Here is a 15,263-nt window from a genome sequence, read left to right on the forward strand (position 1 = left end):
GGGAGATGCCAAAAAATTCGGGGGCGGCGACGCGGCACGCCCCATGCATCGCGATGCAGCACAACAGGACAGCGAGGCTTGCGCCATGACACGCGCCACCGACAGAACAGCCGCCCATCCCGTCGACGAGGTGCTGCCGCCCTGGCGGCTGCTGGCGCTGGGGCTGCAGCATGTGCTGGTGATGTATGCCGGGGCCGTTGCGGTGCCGCTGATCATCGGCGGGGCGCTGAAGCTGCCCAAGGACCAGATCGCCATGCTGATCAACGCCGATCTCTTCGCCTGCGGCGTGGTCACGCTGATCCAGGCGGTGGGGGTCTGGCGGTTCGGCATCCGGCTGCCGATCATGATGGGCGTCACCTTCGCTGCCGTCGGGCCGATGGTGGCGATGGCGGCCAACCCGTCGCTGGGGCTCCTGGGTATCTATGGCGCGGTGATCGGATCCGGCGTCTTCGCCATGGTGGCGGCGCCGCTGGTCGGCCGGCTGCTGCCTTTGTTCCCCCCGGTGGTGACCGGCAGCGTCATCGCCATCATCGGCATCTCGCTGATGCGGGTCGGGGTGGGCTGGGCCGGCGGCGGGGTGGGCAACCCGCGCTTCGGCGATCCGGCCTTCCTGGGCGTGGCCGCCTTCGTGCTGGTGACGATCCTGGCCCTGATGAAGCATGGCCGCGGATTCGTCCGCAATGTCGCGGTTCTGCTGGGGCTGGTGGCCGGGATGGTGCTGGCGATGGCGCTGGGCATGGTCAATTTCAGCGGTCTGGCCGAGGCGCCCTGGGTGGCGCTGGTCCAGCCCTTCCAGTTCGGCCTGCCGGTGTTCGACCCCATCGCCATCCTGACCATGTCGCTGGTGATGATCGTGGTGATGATCGAGTCGACCGGCATGTTCCTGGCCGTCGGCGACATGGTCGGCCGCCCGGTGACGCAGGAGGACCTGGTCCGCGGCCTGCGCACCGACGGGCTGGGCACGCTGATCGGCGGCGTCTTCAACACCTTTCCCTATACGTCCTTCTCGCAGAATGTCGGGCTGGTCGGGGTGACGGGCGTGCGCAGCCGCTGGGTCTGCGCGGCGGGCGGGCTGATCCTGCTTCTGCTGGGGCTGCTGCCGAAGCTGGCCCATGTGGTGGCGTCGGTGCCGGCCTTCGTGCTGGGCGGCGCCGGGCTGGTGATGTTCGGCATGGTGGCGGCGACCGGCGTGCGGATCCTGTCGCAGGTCGACTACGCCAACCGGCGCGAGAACCTGATCGTCGTGGCGGTCAGCGTCGGCGTCGGGCTGATCCCGCTGGTGTCGGACAAGTTCTTCTCGCAGATGCCGGCCTTCCTGTCGCCGCTGCTGCACAGCGGCATCCTGCTGGGCACCCTGACGGCGGTGGCGTTGAACTGGTACTTCAACGGTCTGGCGACCGGCGACCGCGCCCGCCACGACGTCGCCACGGCGGCGCAGGGGGCGGAGGCCTAAGAGGACTTCCGCCGCAGCAGGTCCTTGCTGGCCAGCAGCGAGCCGCCGGCGATCAGGGCGCAGGACACCCAGATGATCGCCGAATTGGCGGCGAGGCCGAACAGCACCAGCAGCAGGGTGGACAGCAGCGGCGCCAGATAGGACAGCGCCCCCAGCGCCCGGATGTCGCCGTGGCGCACGCCGTAATCCCAGACGAAGAAGGCCGCCCCCACCGGACCCAGCCCCAGCAGAAGCATCGCTCCCCAACCGGCGGCGGTCTCCGGCCACACCGTCTGTTCCAGCGCCAGATGGCAGAGCAGCGACAGGAGTGCGGTGACGAGGCAGAAGGCGCTGACGGCATCGGTCGGCGCCTCGCCGATCTGGCCCAGCCGGCGGCGCAACACCGAGTAGCCAGCCCAGGTGACGGCGCTGCCCAGGGCCGCGGCATACCCCGGCAGATGCGCCGGATCGATTGAGAGAGCGCCGCCCAGGCCGCCGCTTCCGCCGCGGACGATCAGCAGCGCGGTTCCCGCCAGCCCGGCGATGGCGCCGCCGACATGCCACGCCCGCAGCCGCTCCCCCGGCAGCAATGCCGAGAACAGCACGATCAGCAGCGGCCACAGGTAGTTGATCAGGTTGGCCTCGACCGGCGGCGCCGCCTGCAGCGCCATGAAATAGAGGAAGTGGAAGCCGAACAGCCCCCCCACCCCCAGCGCCCAGGCGGCCGGCGGCTGGCGGAAATAGCGCAAGGGGTTGTCGCCGCGCAGCGCCGTCCAGCAACTGCCGACCAGGAAGGCCAGCAGGAAGGAGGTCGCCACCAGCTGGAACGGCGGCACCATCGAGGCCAGCGTCGCCAGCGGGGCCAGCGTCGCCCACAGCAGGATGGCGATGAAGCCGACCAGCGTCGCGCGGTTGACGGCACGGCGGTCGGGCAGGGCGGGGCGGGCGGCGGTTGAGGCGGGCATGATGGGGATCGGTCGGTTGGCGTGGATCGGGCGACCATAGCCGGTGAACGGCACGCTGTCTTGACCGGGGCTCCGGCCGGGATTGACCGGTTCTCCGGCGGAAGGGATCCTATGTGTGCCTGTACGCTCCGGGGCTGACGGCGTAGCATGGCCGCTCCAACCCGTTCCCCAGGAGTCCGACGGCGTGGCGTCCCCGCATCGGCCGAGCGTCAGCACCCGCAGTTACGACGGGTTCGAACGGCGGCACGCGCATGATCATCACCAGATCGTCCTGCCCATCGCCGGGACCCTCGACATGGAGGTCGGCGGAGCCCAGGGGCGGGTGGGCGACGGGCGCGGCGTGCTGGTGGCGGACGGGATGCCGCACAGTTTCCGCAGCGCCGGGACCAACCGCTTCGTCGTGCTGGACGTGCCGGCCGGCGGGCTGGTGCCGGAGGCCGCGGTGCATGCCTGCGACGCCTTCTTCGCCATCGACACGGCGCTGGACGGCCTGGTGCGCTATCTGGCGGCGGAGGCGGCCGACCGGCCGCTCGACCCGGTGCAGGCGCATCATGCCGCCGGGCTGCTGCTCCGCGCCCTGGAGTCGCGCCGTCCCACCCCCGCCGTGCCGGACGACCCGGTGGAGCGCGCCCTGGCCCTGATGGCGGAGCGCTGCGAGGAGCCGTTGACGGTGGCGGAGCTGGCTGCTGCGGTCGGGCTGGCGCCCAGCCGGTTCCATGAGCGCTTCCGGGCGCAGACCGGCACCACCCCGGCCCGCCGGCTGGCCGAGCTGCGGCTGGACCGGGCGGAGGCGCTGCTGCGTGCCGGCCAACTGCCCTTGGCGGAGGTGGCGGTGGCGGTGGGATTCTCCGACCAGAGCGCCCTGACCCGCAGCCTGCGCCGCCGGCGCGGGACCACGCCGGGGGCACTGCGGAACGGCGGTTAGGTGGCGGAGCGCGCCGCCTCGACGATCACCGCCGCTACTGCGTCGGGGCGCGACAGGTGGGGGGCGTGGCCGCTCTCGACCTCGACGGTGCGGGCGCCGATGCGCCCGGCGGTGGCGCGCAGGAAGTCCGGCGGCAGCATGCGGTCCTGGGTGGCGACGATGTACCAGGCGGGCTTGGCCTTCCAGGCGGCGGCGGAAACCCTGGTGGCGAAGCAGGCGGCGGCCACCGGCCCCTGGGTCGCGGCCAGCAGGGCGGCCTCCTCCGCGGCCAGATCCTGGGCGAAGTTGCGGGCCATGCCTTCCGGCGTCAGGGTCAGGAAACGGCCCCTGTCGACCGAGACGCCGGACAGGCCGGCCGATGGCGGGAAGGGCTTCAGCGTGTCGTTCGGCGACTGTCCGGTGTCGGGGGCGAAGGCGGCGACATAGACCAGCGCCTTCACCCGCTCCTGATCGCCGATCTGGGTGATGACCGCCCCGCCCCAGGAATGGCCGACCAGCAGCACCGGCCCCTTCGTCCGGTCGATGGCGCGCTGGACATGGGCGGCATCGTCGTCGAGCGAGACCAGCGGGTTCTGCACCGCGACCGCCGCCAGCCCTTCCGCCTGCAGGCGGGGGATCACCCGGCCCCAGGAGGAGCCGTCGGCGAAGGCGCCGTGGACGAGGATGATTGTCGGGGTGGAACTCATGGGCGATGCTCCCGCTGGCGGTCGGACCCGGCAGGGAGAGCATGCGGGCTGCGGCGGCGTCCAGCCGGGGAGGGGGAGTTTTCCTCTTGATGGAATTCCTCTGGGCTGAAACCCGGCGCCGCTACTCGGCCGGCTGACGGGCGGTGCGCCGGCCGAAGGTGGCGACGCGGTAGGCGTACCAGAGGGCGATGCCCACCGCGACGATGTTGGACACCGGGTTCAGCCAGCCGGCGACCTGCTGATAGCGGTCCTCCAGCAGATAGCCGGCGGTGGTGAGGAAGGTCGTCCAGATCACGGTGCCGAGGGCGGTGTAGAGAAGGAAGGGGGCAATCGCCATTCCGGAGACGCCGGCGGGGATCGAGATCAGCGTGCGCACCGCCGGGATCATCCGGCCGATCAGCACCGCCCGCCCGCCATGCTCGCGGAAATGGGCGCTTGCCCGGTCCACCTCGTCCGGGGCGATGGTCAGCCAGCGGCCATGGCGTTCGGCCCAGTGCTTCAGCCGGTCGCTGCCGACCCAACGGCCGATGACGTACCAGAACAGCGCGCCCGCCAGCGCGCCGGCCGTGCCGGCGGCGACCACCAGGGGCAGGCTCATGTCCCCTCGCGCGGCGGTGAAGCCGGCCAGCGGCAGGATCAGCTCCGATGGAATCGGCGGAAACAGGTTCTCCGCGAACATCAGCAGCGCCACGCCGAGATAACCGGTCTGCTCCACCATCCTCACGATCCAGTCGAACACACCCATCCTCCTGTGTCTGCCCGACCGGAGAACACCGGACGGGCCGATTGGTTGCGCCGGGGGGACTCGCAGTCGCCGCCCGCCCGGCATATGTTCCCCTAGATGATGGTTCCCGGTGCGGATTGAAGAGAGACGGAATGGCGACGATCAAGCTCGACCGGCATGAGAAGGGAATTCTGGCGGCCCTGCAGGAGAATGCCCGCCTGACCATGCAGGAGTTGGGCGACACCGTCGGCCTGTCGGCCTCCCCCTGCTGGCGCCGGGTGCGGTCGATGGAGGATATCGGCGTCATCCGCCGCTACACGGTTCAGCTCGACCCGCGCAAGCTGGGGCTCGGCGAATGCGTCTTCGCCCATGTCACGCTGGAACGCCACAAGGAGAATGCGGTCGAACAGTTCGAGACCGCCATCGCCGGCATGCCGCAGGTGCTGGAATGCTTCGCCGTCACCGGCGATGCCGACTATCTGCTGCGCATCGTCGTGCCGACCACCGAGGATTACGGCCGTTTCCTCAGCGAACGCATCTTCTCCATTCCCGCCGTGTCGCACGTCAAATCGAGCGTGACCCTGAAGGAGGTCAAGTTCGAGACCCGGCTGCCGCTGGATCATCTGGAGTGATGGGTCGCGAATGCCAGGACTTCTCCCGGCCGTCATCCCCGCCTCCGGGCTACGGTATGCACAGATCTTGGAGCGACATTAAGTCTCTGGAACAACAGGAACTTTGCGTCATCCCCGCGAAGGCGGGGATCCANAGAAGGCCTGTCAGCTCTCCAAAGCCCCCGCCAAAGCCGGCGTCAGATCGCCTCCGCCGCAGACGGTCACGCGCTCCAGCCCCAGCCATCCGGCCATCCGGCGCAGTTCCGCCGCCAGGGGCGGGGCGACGGCCTCGGGGTTGGCGTGGGGTTCGGTGTGGGCGGCCTGGACCAGCAGGGTGCAGGCCTTGCGGTCGGATTTCAGGTCGACGCGGGCGGCGATGCGCTCGTCCATCAGGAAGGGCAGCACGTAGTAGCCATGCTCCCGCTTGTGGGCGGGGGTGTAGATCTCCAGCCGGATGCGGGCGCCGAACAGGCGTTCGGTGCGCTGCCGCTCCCAGATCAGCGAATCGAAGGGGGAGAGCAGGGCGCGGGCAGGGGCCTTGCGGGGGATGCGCAGGTCCGGGGTGACGTAGGCGGTGCGGTCCCAGCCTTCCACCGTCACCGGGATCAGGTCTCCGGACTCCACCAGCTCGGCGATGCGCAGCCGGGCGTCGGCGACATCCAGCCGGTGGTAGTCGCGCAGGTCGCGTTCGGTGGCCACGCCATGGGCACGGGCGGCGATGCGCAGCAGGGCGCGCTGGGCCTCGGCCTCCTCCGGCGTCGGGGTGTCGAGGATGGCGGCGGGCAGCACCCGTTCCGGCAGATCGTAGAGCCGCTCGAAACCCCGCCGCCCGGCGGTGGTGACGAGGCCGGCCCAGAACAGGTATTCCAGCGCCCGCTTGCCGTCGCTCCACCCCCACCAGCCGCCGGCCCCGCGCCCGGCCCCGCTGAGCTCCGACGCCCCCATCGGTCCGCGCGCGGCGACCTCCGCCAGCACGGAGTCGATGTAGGCGCGGCGCTCGACGGCGAAGCGGGCGAGTTCGCCATAGATCCCTTCGCCGCGCTTGGCCCGCGCCATGCGCCAGCGGAACAGCGGCTGCTGCTCCACCGGGATCAGCGAGGCCTCGTGGCCCCAATATTCGAACAGCGCCCGGCGCTTGCCGCCATAGGCCAGACGGTCGAGCAGCGCCGCCTCGTACGGCCCCAGCCGCGAGAAGAGCGGCAGGTAATGGGAGCGCACCAGCACATTGACCGAATCGATCTGGACCAGCCCCAGCCGGCCGATCATGCGCCGGGCATGGCGCGACTCCACCGTCGCGGCCTTGGATTCTGCATCGGAGGCGCCATTGGCGAAGCCCTGTGCCGCTATGGCGACGCGGCGGGCTTCACGCAGGGACAGGCTGTCGGGACGGGGCATCGGCCTGAACGCAAAAGAGACGGGGGACGAGCTTGCAAATGCGTTTGATTTTCGTCAAGGCAGGGACGGGGCGCGGGGCTCACGCTGGCGGTCAATCCTGCATTGCAGCACCCGTTTTGGGGAGTCCCCGTTCATGTCCTCACCCAGTCTTGCCGGCCGCGACGACGGTCCCGCGATCCCGATCCTGTTCCAATATGGCTTCCGCTTCTTCTTCCTGTTCAGCGGCGTGGCCGCCGTCGGGATGCTCGCTGCGTGGCTGGGCGTTCTGGTGACGGGGGAGTGGCCGCAGCATGCCGCCGCCGCCAGTGCCTGGCATGCGCATGAGATGCTGTTCGGTATGGTGGTCGCCGCCGTCGCCGGCTTCCTGCTGACCGCCGTGCCGAGCTGGACCGGCACCAAGGCGGTGGCCGGCGCGCCGCTGATGGCGCTCGCAGCCCTGTGGATGGCCGGCCGCGTCGCCGTGTTCCCCTGGGCGGGAGTGCCGGAACCGGTGGCGGCGGTGATCGATATCGCTTTCCTGCCGGGGCTGGGCGTGGCGCTCGCCCGGCCGCTGGTGGCCGCCGGCAAGTGGCGGAACAGCGCCTTCCTGATCCTGCTGGGGCTGCTGACCGCTGCCAACCTGCTGATCCATCTGGAATGGCTCGGCCTGCTGGACGGCGGCGCGGAGGCCGGATTCGCGCTCGGCCTCGGCATCGTGCTGATGATGGTGACGGTGATCGGCGGGCGCATCCTGCCGGCCTTCACCCGCAACGGGCTGGGCCGCGCCGGGCTTGGCGTGCGCTCATGGCCGCTGGTGGAGCGGGCGACCCTCGTGCTGACGCTGGCGCTGATCCCGGTGGCGATGGTGGCGCCCGAATCCGCGGTCGCGGGGCTGATCGCGCTTGCCGCCGCGGTGGCCCACACGGTGCGGCTGGCCGGCTGGCAGGGCTGGAAGGCCTGGCGGTCGCCGATCCTGTGGATCCTGCATGTCGGCTATCTGTGGGTGCCGGTGGCGCTGCTGCTGCGCGGGCTGCATGCGCTTGCCGACGTGCCGGCCGCGGCGGGAACCCATGCGCTGACGGTCGGCGCCTTCGCCACGCTGATCCTGGCGGTGATGAGCCGCGCCTCGCTGGGGCACACCGGCCGTCCGCTGGCGGTGTCGCGGCTGACGGTCGCCGCCTATGTGCTGCTGACGGTCGCGGCGGTCGCCCGCACCGTCTCGCCGATGCTGCCGGTGGAGTGGGTGTGGGCGGCGCTGCAATGGTCGGGCTATGGCTGGGTCGCCGCCTTCACCCTGTATCTGGCCGCCTACGCCCCCGTCCTGCTGGCGCCCCGCGCCGACGGCCGTCCCGGTTGAGGCCGATCAGCCGTCAGGCGCGGCCGCGGAAATAGCGGTCGATGGCGTCGGTCATCTCGATCTCGCGGAAGGGCTTGGTCAGGACGGGGCGGTCCTGGTGGCCCTTCGGCAGGCCGGCGGCGCCATGGCCGGTGGTGAAGACGAAAGGGATCCCCTGGGCGCTCAGCGCGTCGGCGACGCTGTCGACGCGCTCCCCGCGCAGCGAGACATCGAGCAGGGCCGCATCGATCCCCCCCTCGGCGATCAGGTCGAGCGCCTCGGCCACCGTGCCGGCCGGGCCGACGACGCCGACATTCTGGACTTCCAGCGAATCCTCGATGGCCATGGCCACCAGCGGCTCGTCTTCCACGAGCAGGATGCGCAAGGGCTTGGGCTGGTCGGCTTCCATGGACAGGCGGCTCGCTGCTGGTCTGGGCGATGGTCAAGCCGGACATGGGGACCGAAATCCCGCGCGGCAACCGGCGTGAGCTTTTCCGTTCGGCCGTCCGCTTGTCCATCCCGACCTTGGTCATCGCCCATTGGGCCATCGCAAGCTGCGGTTGGACTATCACCCCAGATCATCAAGCGCCTGTTGCAGGGACGGATAGAGCGCCTCCACCACGGACCCGTCCGGCCGCACCGGCGACGGCAGAACGTCCGCCCCCTCCAGTGCGCGGGACAGCGGCAGGCCGCCGACCTCGACGAAGCCGCCGCGTTCGCCATACTGGCCGACGATCCAGTCCCTGACCGCCGGGTCGCCGTCCAGCGCATTGTTGTGCGAGATCAGCGCATGGGTGCCGTCATCGGAACGCCGATACCAGGCATGGCAACCGTCTCCCAGCTCCATGGGCTTGAAGCCGGCTGCCGTCAGGGGGGCCTGCACCGACGCGCGCACCTTTTCGGTCCGCAGGCCGTCCGTCCGGTCGAGATCGTCCGCAAGCTCGCTCATGTCGCCTCTCTGGTCGTGGTCCCGGATGGACAACGCCGCAGGAAGACTTTTGTGCCGCGCATACCTGTCCGAACGTGGGAGGCGGGACTGCCTGTCGGTGCCGGCCCTGCCGTCCGCCCATCCGTTCAGTCGCTCATTCAGGCGCCCTGGGGCTTGCGGGCGCGCAAGGCGCCCAGCGAGCGGTCAAGCAGGTCGTAGAGCCGCTCCGCCTGCACCAGGACCGAGGTGGCGGGTGCCTGTTCCAGCTCCTTCGCCAGCCGGCCGAGCGCCGCCGCGCCGAGATTCAGCGAGGTGCCCTTCAGCGTGTGTGCCGTGCGGTTGTGCGGTTCCCCGGCGCGGGCCTGGGCGATCATGCTGTCGATGGTCTTGCGGCCGTTGTCGGTGAAACCGTCCAGCGAAGCGCTCCAGTCCTCGGCGGTCAGCACCTCCAGCAGGAGGGAGACCTGTTCCTCGTCGAGGAGGTCGGCATCCTGGGCGTTGGGCATGTCGGTCATCGCAACCTCCGGGGCAGCGGGTTGGCAGACGGCCGTGGGGGCGGCAGCGTTCCGACCCAGGAACTATGCCGGAAGATATAACATTGGATAAATGCTGCAGATAGGGGCAAGCGCAGGCGGACAGGGCTGGACCGGGCCGGCTGCGGCAGGCGTTGGGCCAAGAAAGATCACGCTTTGGTTGCGGTTTGGTCCGCTATGTGTCGATGAACCTCATCGCCCACCAGGGAAGCCGCCGTGCCGGAACGATCCGCCGACCCTCGATCCGCCATTTGCCGCGCCATCCGCCTGTTGCGTGAACACAGCCGCAGCTGCGACAGCGTGGAAACCCGGCGCCTCCTGATCCATACCGAACGCTGGCTGGTCTGGATGCTCCGCCGCGAGGAGGGGGAGGAGCTTCCCGTACCGGCCGAACTGGCGGGTGAAGTGCCATGGGCCGGTCGGGAGCATCTTCTTCCATCGCCATCGCCATCGCCATCGCAGGCGGTGCGGTGCCGATCTCCGATCTTTCGCCATTTTTTGAAGCTGTTGGGACAGGAGCAAGGTTTTCCGCACCCGCTCACTCGCCGTAGACTCCGCGCCGGAGTGTCCAGTCCCGGACCCTGACCGGAAGGAGCGCGCGTGTGATGGAGCCCATCCTGTGGGAGTGGATCAACGCCCTGGCGCGATGGCTGCACGTCATCACCGCCATCGCCTGGATCGGATCGTCCTTCTACTTCATCCATCTCGACGCCTCGCTGCGCCGCCGCGCGGGCGCACCGGCCGGGACGGCGGGCGATGCCTGGCAGATCCATGGCGGCGGCTTCTACCACATGACCAAATACATGGTCGCCCCGCCGCAGCTGCCGGAGGAGCTGACCTGGTTCAAATGGGAATCCTATGCGACGTGGCTCAGCGGCTTCTTCCTGATGTGCGTGCTGTATTACCGCGGCGCCGACCTGTTCCTGATCGACCAGGACGTGATGGCGCTCGGTCACTGGCAGGCGGTGGCGATCAGCGTCGCGGCGCTGGTGGCGGGCTGGGTCGCCTATGACCTGATGTGCAAGTCGCCGCTGGGCCGCAACGACAGGGCGCTCGCGGCCGCCGGTTTCGTGCTGCTGGTGGCGACCGCCTGGGGCATGACGAAGATCTTCAGCGGACGCGGCGCCATGCTGCAGGTCGGCGCGCTGATGGCGACCATGATGGCCTGCAACGTCTTCATGATCATCATCCCCAACCAGCGCAGGACGGTGGCCGCCCTGCTGCGCGGCGAGACGCCGGATCCGGCGCTGGGCAAGAAGGGAAAGCAGCGGTCGCTGCACAACAATTACCTGACGCTGCCGGTCGTCTTCCTGATGCTGTCCAACCATTATCCGCTGGTCAGCTCCACCCGCTACAACTGGGTGATGGTGGCGCTGGTGCTGGTGGTCGGCACCGCGATCCGCCACTTCTTCAACAGCCGCCATGCCGGCAAGCCGACTCCCTGGTGGACCTGGGGGGTGGCCGCCGCCGGCATGCTGGCCTGCGTCTGGCTCAGCACCTTCGGCCCGGCGACGATGGGCACGGCCGCCGCTGCGCCGGCCGGGGTCGGCTATGCCCAGGTGGAGGAGATCGTCGCCACCCGCTGCAGCATGTGCCACGCCGCCCAGCCGGTATGGGACGGCATCGCCACCCCGCCGCGCGGCGTGATTCTGGAGGGCGACGGCATCCGCCGCCATGCCGGGCAGATCCGCCTGCAGGCCGGGTTCAGCAGCGCCATGCCCCCCGCCAACATCACCGGAATGACGCCCCAGGAACGTGCGGTGTTGGCGGCCTGGTCCGGGGACATTAAGTAACTCTCCCTCACAGCCTTTCCCCTTTGCTTTCGACGCGAACCGGAGCCCCATGCCCGACCAGTCCATCGTCCCCCCGGTGTCCGCCGCCATCCGCGGACGCCTGCTCAGCTTCCACCGCGCCCCGGCCGGGCCGGGCGACCTCGATGCCGTGCGCCATCACGAGGACGGGTTGCTGCTGGTCGGGGCCGACGGGCGGATCCTGGAGCTCGGGGATTGGACCGCTCTGCGCAGCCGGGTTCCGGAGGGGGTGACGGTCGACGACCACAGCGGCAAGCTGGTGCTGCCGGGCTTCATCGACACCCACATCCATTTCCCGCAGACCCAGGTCATCGCCTCCTATGGCGCCCAGCTGCTCGACTGGCTGGAGACATACACCTTCATCGAGGAGCAGCGCTTCGCCGATCCGGCCCACGCCGCCGCCAACGCCGCCTTCTTCATGGACGAGCTTCTGCGCAACGGCACGACCACGGCGGTGGTCTACGGCTCGGTCCACCCGCAGTCGGTCGACGCCCTGTTCGCCGAGGCGGAATCGCGCGGCGCCGGGCTGATCGCCGGCAAGGTGATGATGGACCGCCATGCCCCGCCCGCCCTGACCGACACGGCGGAGAGCAGTTACCGCGACAGCAAGGATCTGATCGGCCGCTGGCACGGTCGCGGGCGGCAGCGCTATGCCGTCACCCCGCGCTTCGCCATCACCTCGACCGAGGCGCAGCTTGAGGCGGCGGGCGCGCTGCTGCGCGAGCATCCCGGCGTCCACATGCAGACCCACCTGTCCGAGAATACCGACGAGATCGCCGAGGTGCGCCGCCTGTTCCCCGGCGCCCGCGACTACACCGATGTCTACGACCGATTCGGTCTGCTGGGGCCGACCTCGCTGTTCGGCCACTGCATCCATCTTTCGGAGGCGGAGATGGGCCGGCTGTCGGACAGCAGGTCGGTCGCCGTCTTCTGCCCGACCAGCAACCTGTTCATCGGCAGCGGCCTGTTCGACCTCGACGCCTTGTCGAAGCCGCAGCGGCCGGTGCGCACCGCCATCGCCACCGATGTCGGCGGCGGCACCAGCTATTCGATGCTGCGCACCGCGGCGGAAGCCTACAAGGTCTTGCAGCTGCGGCGCCGGAACCTGCCGGCGCTCGCTGCCTTGCACTGGATGACCCGCGGCAATGCCGAGGCGCTGGGCATGGCCGACGAGATCGGCAGCTTGGAGCCCGGCCGCTGGGCCGACCTCGTCGTGCTCGACCCCGCCGCCACGCCGGCTATGCGACATCGCATGAACGCGGTCGACGGCGACCTGGAGGAGGAGCTGTTCATCCAGGTGACGCTGGGCGACGACCGGTCGGTGGCCGCAACCTATCTGCGCGGCCGCAATTCGCATCTGCGGCAATCGGGCGCTTGACCCCGGCAGCCGGCCCCTGTACGACTTTCGCCATCATTGGGGAGTAGCCACCCGCCGGCGATTCGACCGGGCGGGGTTCGCGTCAACAGACTTGGATGGTTCCGGCCTCCGGCCGTTTCCGCCATGGCGCGCACGGCGGCCAGAGTGCCGACCCGGCGAGACCAGTGGATCGGGCATCTCCGCGGCCAGCCGGAGTCCGTCCGGTTCCACTGAGTTGTCTGGCCCGGGAATAGCCATGATCGCCACGTCCCTCGCGCTCGCCTTCAGCCTGTCCATGGATTCCTTCGCCGCGGCGCTTGGCCGCGGTGCCTGCTCGCGCCGTGCCGGCCTGCCCGAGGCGGTGCGCGTGGGTGCGGCGTTCGGCGCCTGCCAGTTCGCGATGCCGCTGGTCGGCTGGGGCGTCGGCATCGCCTTCGCCAGCCTCGTCGAATCGGTCGATCATTGGATCGCCTTCGGTCTGTTGCTTGCGGTCGGCGGCGCGATGCTGCGCAACGCCATCATGGGCGGCGAGGATGAGGGCGCGGAGGATTGCGGCCCGGTGCGCAGCGGGCGGTCCGAATGGCTGGCCCTGCTGACCACCGCCGTCGCCACCAGCATCGACGCCGCCGCCGTGGGGGCGGGTCTGGCGCTGGTCGATGTGGACATGGTGACGACCTCGGCCCTGATCGGTGCCGTGACCTTTGCGGTGGCGTTCGGCGGGGTGCTGATCGGGCGAGCCGCCGGTGCGCATCTGGGGCGTTGGGCGGAGATGGCCGGCGGTGTGGTGCTGATCGGGCTGGGGGCCAAGATCCTGCTGGAGCATACGCTGGGGTGAGACGCCGCGACCGCTCTCCTCCACGATCCTCCGCTGCGGCCCGAGCGCTGACGGACCTTCTGCCATGACCTCTCCCGCCGTCACCATCCTGTGGAACGAGGGCACCGTCGGCGAATGGGGCCGGCATTACGCCGCGATCCCGTGCTCGACCCTGCCGCAGAGCTTCGGCTATGCGAGCGCGATGGCGAAGACGCATGGCTATGTCCCGCGCCTGGGCCTGATCCACTACGTGGGGCAGCCGATCGGGCTGGTGCAGGTGCTGCAGCGCCGTGCGCTGAAGCTGTTCCGTCAGACCCATATCCACCGCGGGCCCCTGTGGTTCGGCGACACGCCGTCCCCGGATGTCGCCGAGGCCGCGTTCAGGCTGCTGCGGCGCGAATACCCCAACCATCTCTTCAGCCGCGTCAGTTTCCTGCCCGAGCTGCCGGCCACGCCGGAGATGGCGGGGGTGCTGGAGCGTTGCGGCTTCCGCCGCATCGGCCCCGGCTACCAGACGGTCTGGATCGACCTGTCGCCGAATCTGGAGGCGATCCGAGCCCGTTTCGCCGGCTCATGGCGCAAGGGTTTGAAAGCCGCCGAAGCGGCCGGGCTGGTTCTCGACGTCGATCCGGCGGCGCAGAACCTCCCGTGGTTGGCCCGCCAGGACCAGAAGCAGGCGCAGAGCAAGGGATACCGCAGCGCCTCTGGGCCACTGATCGTCCGGCTGCGCAATGCAATGCACAAGGCCGGCGGCGTGCTGATGATCACGGCGCTTGCCGGAAAGGAACCGGCGGCGGCGGCGCTGCTGTTCATCCATGGGCAGGCGGCGACCTATCAGATCGGCTGGTCGAGCGAGACCGGGCGCAAGAGCAACGCCATGCGGCTCGTGCTGTGGCGGGCCATCGCAGAGTTGAAGACTCGTGGCGTCACCACGCTCGATCTCGGCGGCATCAACCCTGACGATGCGCCGGGCGTCACCGAATTCAAGCTCGGCCTGGGCGGGGAAAAGGTGGAGACGGTCGGCCTGTACCGCTGACGGCGGCCGACGCGCTCCCCCCATACGCCACCCTCACCCCGCCAGCGTCATTCCCATTTCCCAGAAATCCGCCTCCAGCCGGCAGGCCTGCCGGAACACCGTCAGCAGCCGCGGGAAGCGCGCCTCCGTCATCCCGTCGGCCGCCAGCCGGTCCAAATTCTCCCGTGCCGCCCGCGCCACCTCCTGATAGGGCTCTCCGGCATATTCCGCGATCCAGACGCGGTAGGGGTTGGCATCGTCCAGAGCGCCGGGCAACCCGGCCAGCCGCCGGCCGATCTCGGCATAGCCGATGACGCAGGGGCTGAGCGCCACATGCAGATCCAGCAGGTCGCCGCGCAGTCCGGTTTCCAGCACATAGCGGGTGTAGGCCATGGTCGCCTTGGACTCCGGCGCCTGCTCCAGTTCGGCGGCGGACAGGCCCCAACCGGCGCACAGGCCGACATGCAGGTCCATCTCCATGTCCAGGATCGCCTTCAGCCCGCCCAGCGACGCCCGCATTTCGCGCAGGTCACGGCCCTTGTAGATGGCGAGCGCATAGGCGCGGGCGAAATGGATCAGGAACAGGTAATCCTGCACCAGATAATGGCGGAAACAGGCCTGCGGCAGCGTCCCGTCGCCCATCCCGCGCACGAAGGCGTGGTCGACATAGGCCGACCAGTCCGGCCGGGACTCGGCGACGAGCCGGTCGAACAGGTCGGGGCGGGAAGCGGGGGCGGTCATGACTGCGGTCT

16 protein-coding genes and 1 riboswitch are annotated in these 15,263 nt (G+C 69.8%); of the genes, 8 read left to right on the plus strand and 8 right to left on the minus strand.

The window, feature by feature from the left end:
- Nucleotides 1-85: 85 nt before the first annotated feature.
- Complete coding sequence (locus tag A6A40_RS27010; RefSeq protein ID WP_236784071.1) at nucleotides 86-1,453, plus strand: nucleobase:cation symporter-2 family protein; 1,368 nt, start codon at nucleotides 86-88, stop codon at nucleotides 1,451-1,453.
- Here A6A40_RS27010 and yddG read toward each other — a convergent pair.
- Nucleotides 1,450-2,397 carry an aromatic amino acid exporter YddG gene (yddG, locus tag A6A40_RS27015; RefSeq protein WP_108549005.1) on the minus strand — a complete coding sequence of 316 codons (948 nt, stop codon included), beginning with the start codon at nucleotides 2,395-2,397 and terminating at the stop codon, nucleotides 1,450-1,452. The genes A6A40_RS27010 and yddG overlap by 4 nt on opposite strands.
- A 184-nt stretch (nucleotides 2,398-2,581) precedes the next feature.
- Between yddG and A6A40_RS27020 the strand changes: the two genes are divergently transcribed.
- Nucleotides 2,582-3,322 (plus strand): AraC family transcriptional regulator, encoded by a 741-nt coding sequence (locus tag A6A40_RS27020; protein ID WP_236784072.1) that lies wholly within the window; start codon nucleotides 2,582-2,584, stop codon nucleotides 3,320-3,322.
- On the opposite strand, the gene A6A40_RS27025 is transcribed toward A6A40_RS27020, so the two are convergent.
- Together A6A40_RS27025 and A6A40_RS27030 are read right to left on the minus strand one after the other, a co-directional pair.
- Nucleotides 3,319-4,008, minus strand: a complete 690-nt coding sequence (locus A6A40_RS27025) for an alpha/beta fold hydrolase (RefSeq protein ID WP_108548901.1) — start codon at nucleotides 4,006-4,008, stop codon at nucleotides 3,319-3,321. The genes A6A40_RS27020 and A6A40_RS27025 overlap by 4 nt on opposite strands.
- Nucleotides 4,009-4,129: 121 nt before the next feature.
- The gene (locus A6A40_RS27030) at nucleotides 4,130-4,747 is read right to left on the minus strand and encodes a DedA family protein (protein WP_167562535.1); all 618 of its coding nucleotides are present in this window, start codon (nucleotides 4,745-4,747) and stop codon (nucleotides 4,130-4,132) included.
- A 137-nt stretch (nucleotides 4,748-4,884) separates the two neighbouring features.
- On the opposite strand from A6A40_RS27030, the gene A6A40_RS27035 reads away from it, so the two are divergent.
- The gene (locus A6A40_RS27035) at nucleotides 4,885-5,364 is read left to right on the plus strand and encodes an Lrp/AsnC family transcriptional regulator (RefSeq protein WP_014189594.1); all 480 of its coding nucleotides are present in this window, start codon (nucleotides 4,885-4,887) and stop codon (nucleotides 5,362-5,364) included.
- A 144-nt stretch (nucleotides 5,365-5,508) separates the two neighbouring features.
- Here A6A40_RS27035 and A6A40_RS27040 read toward each other — a convergent pair whose 3' ends face one another.
- Nucleotides 5,509-6,738, minus strand: coding sequence for a winged helix-turn-helix domain-containing protein (locus A6A40_RS27040; protein ID WP_108548903.1), 1,230 nt, complete (start codon nucleotides 6,736-6,738; stop codon nucleotides 5,509-5,511).
- Between the two features lie 133 nt (nucleotides 6,739-6,871).
- On the opposite strand from A6A40_RS27040, the gene A6A40_RS27045 reads away from it, so the two are divergent.
- Nucleotides 6,872-8,074 (plus strand): NnrS family protein, encoded by a 1,203-nt coding sequence (locus tag A6A40_RS27045; protein ID WP_108548904.1) that lies wholly within the window; start codon nucleotides 6,872-6,874, stop codon nucleotides 8,072-8,074.
- Nucleotides 8,075-8,087: 13 nt separating this feature from the next.
- Here A6A40_RS27045 and A6A40_RS27050 read toward each other — a convergent pair whose 3' ends face one another.
- The 3 genes from A6A40_RS27050 to A6A40_RS27060 form a co-directional block, all read right to left on the minus strand.
- On the minus strand, nucleotides 8,088-8,462 hold the full coding sequence (locus A6A40_RS27050) for a response regulator (protein WP_108548905.1): 375 nt from the start codon (nucleotides 8,460-8,462) through the stop codon (nucleotides 8,088-8,090).
- Nucleotides 8,463-8,621: 159 nt separating this feature from the next.
- A complete protein-coding gene (locus tag A6A40_RS27055) occupies nucleotides 8,622-9,002 on the minus strand; it encodes a hypothetical protein (RefSeq protein WP_108548906.1) in 381 nt (126 codons plus the stop codon).
- A gap of 137 nt (nucleotides 9,003-9,139) precedes the next feature.
- Entirely contained in the window at nucleotides 9,140-9,496 is a 357-nt protein-coding gene (locus A6A40_RS27060) for an Hpt domain-containing protein (RefSeq protein WP_236784073.1), read from the minus strand.
- 623 nt (nucleotides 9,497-10,119) lie between these two features.
- Between A6A40_RS27060 and A6A40_RS27070 the strand changes: the two genes are divergently transcribed.
- The 4 genes from A6A40_RS27070 (at nucleotide 10,120) to A6A40_RS27085 (ending at nucleotide 14,532) form a co-directional block, all read left to right on the plus strand.
- Nucleotides 10,120-11,307, plus strand: coding sequence for a urate hydroxylase PuuD (locus tag A6A40_RS27070; RefSeq protein ID WP_108548907.1), 1,188 nt, complete (start codon nucleotides 10,120-10,122; stop codon nucleotides 11,305-11,307).
- Nucleotides 11,308-11,356: 49 nt separating this feature from the next.
- Nucleotides 11,357-12,703 (plus strand): guanine deaminase, encoded by a 1,347-nt coding sequence (guaD, locus tag A6A40_RS27075; protein ID WP_108548908.1) that lies wholly within the window; start codon nucleotides 11,357-11,359, stop codon nucleotides 12,701-12,703.
- Nucleotides 12,704-12,729: 26 nt separating this feature from the next.
- A riboswitch (yybP-ykoY riboswitch) is annotated at nucleotides 12,730-12,856 on the plus strand.
- An 82-nt stretch (nucleotides 12,857-12,938) separates the two neighbouring features.
- Nucleotides 12,939-13,517: a manganese efflux pump MntP gene (locus A6A40_RS27080; protein WP_108548909.1), complete on the plus strand. Its 579-nt coding sequence runs from the start codon at nucleotides 12,939-12,941 to the stop codon at nucleotides 13,515-13,517.
- 64 nt (nucleotides 13,518-13,581) lie between these two features.
- Nucleotides 13,582-14,532 carry a lipid II:glycine glycyltransferase FemX gene (locus A6A40_RS27085; protein WP_108548910.1) on the plus strand — a complete coding sequence of 317 codons (951 nt, stop codon included), beginning with the start codon at nucleotides 13,582-13,584 and terminating at the stop codon, nucleotides 14,530-14,532.
- A 33-nt stretch (nucleotides 14,533-14,565) separates the two neighbouring features.
- Here the strand turns inward: A6A40_RS27085 and tenA are convergent, their stop codons facing one another.
- The gene (tenA, locus tag A6A40_RS27090; protein ID WP_108548911.1) at nucleotides 14,566-15,252 is read right to left on the minus strand and encodes a thiaminase II; all 687 of its coding nucleotides are present in this window, start codon (nucleotides 15,250-15,252) and stop codon (nucleotides 14,566-14,568) included.
- Between the last annotated feature and the right edge of the window lie 11 nt (nucleotides 15,253-15,263).

Source organism: Azospirillum humicireducens (assembly GCF_001639105.2).
GTDB classification, from domain to species: domain Bacteria; phylum Pseudomonadota; class Alphaproteobacteria; order Azospirillales; family Azospirillaceae; genus Azospirillum; species Azospirillum humicireducens.

Excerpts from the sequence above, each read along its gene's own strand:
- A6A40_RS27070 (WP_108548907.1), top strand. The coding sequence starts at position 10,120 with ATGGAGCCCATCCTGTGGGAGTGGATCAACGCCCTGGCGCGATGGCTG.
- A6A40_RS27025 (WP_108548901.1), bottom strand. The coding sequence starts at position 4,008 with ATGAGTTCCACCCCGACAATCATCCTCGTCCACGGCGCCTTCGCCGAC.
- A6A40_RS27085 (WP_108548910.1), top strand. The coding sequence starts at position 13,582 with ATGACCTCTCCCGCCGTCACCATCCTGTGGAACGAGGGCACCGTCGGC.
- A6A40_RS27080 (WP_108548909.1), top strand. The coding sequence starts at position 12,939 with ATGATCGCCACGTCCCTCGCGCTCGCCTTCAGCCTGTCCATGGATTCC.
- A6A40_RS27055 (WP_108548906.1), bottom strand. The coding sequence starts at position 9,002 with ATGAGCGAGCTTGCGGACGATCTCGACCGGACGGACGGCCTGCGGACC.
- tenA (WP_108548911.1), bottom strand. The coding sequence starts at position 15,252 with ATGACCGCCCCCGCTTCCCGCCCCGACCTGTTCGACCGGCTCGTCGCC.
- A6A40_RS27035 (WP_014189594.1), top strand. The coding sequence starts at position 4,885 with ATGGCGACGATCAAGCTCGACCGGCATGAGAAGGGAATTCTGGCGGCC.
- yddG (WP_108549005.1), bottom strand. The coding sequence starts at position 2,397 with ATGCCCGCCTCAACCGCCGCCCGCCCCGCCCTGCCCGACCGCCGTGCC.
- A6A40_RS27045 (WP_108548904.1), top strand. The coding sequence starts at position 6,872 with ATGTCCTCACCCAGTCTTGCCGGCCGCGACGACGGTCCCGCGATCCCG.
- A6A40_RS27040 (WP_108548903.1), bottom strand. The coding sequence starts at position 6,738 with ATGCCCCGTCCCGACAGCCTGTCCCTGCGTGAAGCCCGCCGCGTCGCC.
- guaD (WP_108548908.1), top strand. The coding sequence starts at position 11,357 with ATGCCCGACCAGTCCATCGTCCCCCCGGTGTCCGCCGCCATCCGCGGA.
- A6A40_RS27050 (WP_108548905.1), bottom strand. The coding sequence starts at position 8,462 with ATGGAAGCCGACCAGCCCAAGCCCTTGCGCATCCTGCTCGTGGAAGAC.
- A6A40_RS27010 (WP_236784071.1), top strand. The coding sequence starts at position 86 with ATGACACGCGCCACCGACAGAACAGCCGCCCATCCCGTCGACGAGGTG.
- A6A40_RS27060 (WP_236784073.1), bottom strand. The coding sequence starts at position 9,496 with ATGACCGACATGCCCAACGCCCAGGATGCCGACCTCCTCGACGAGGAA.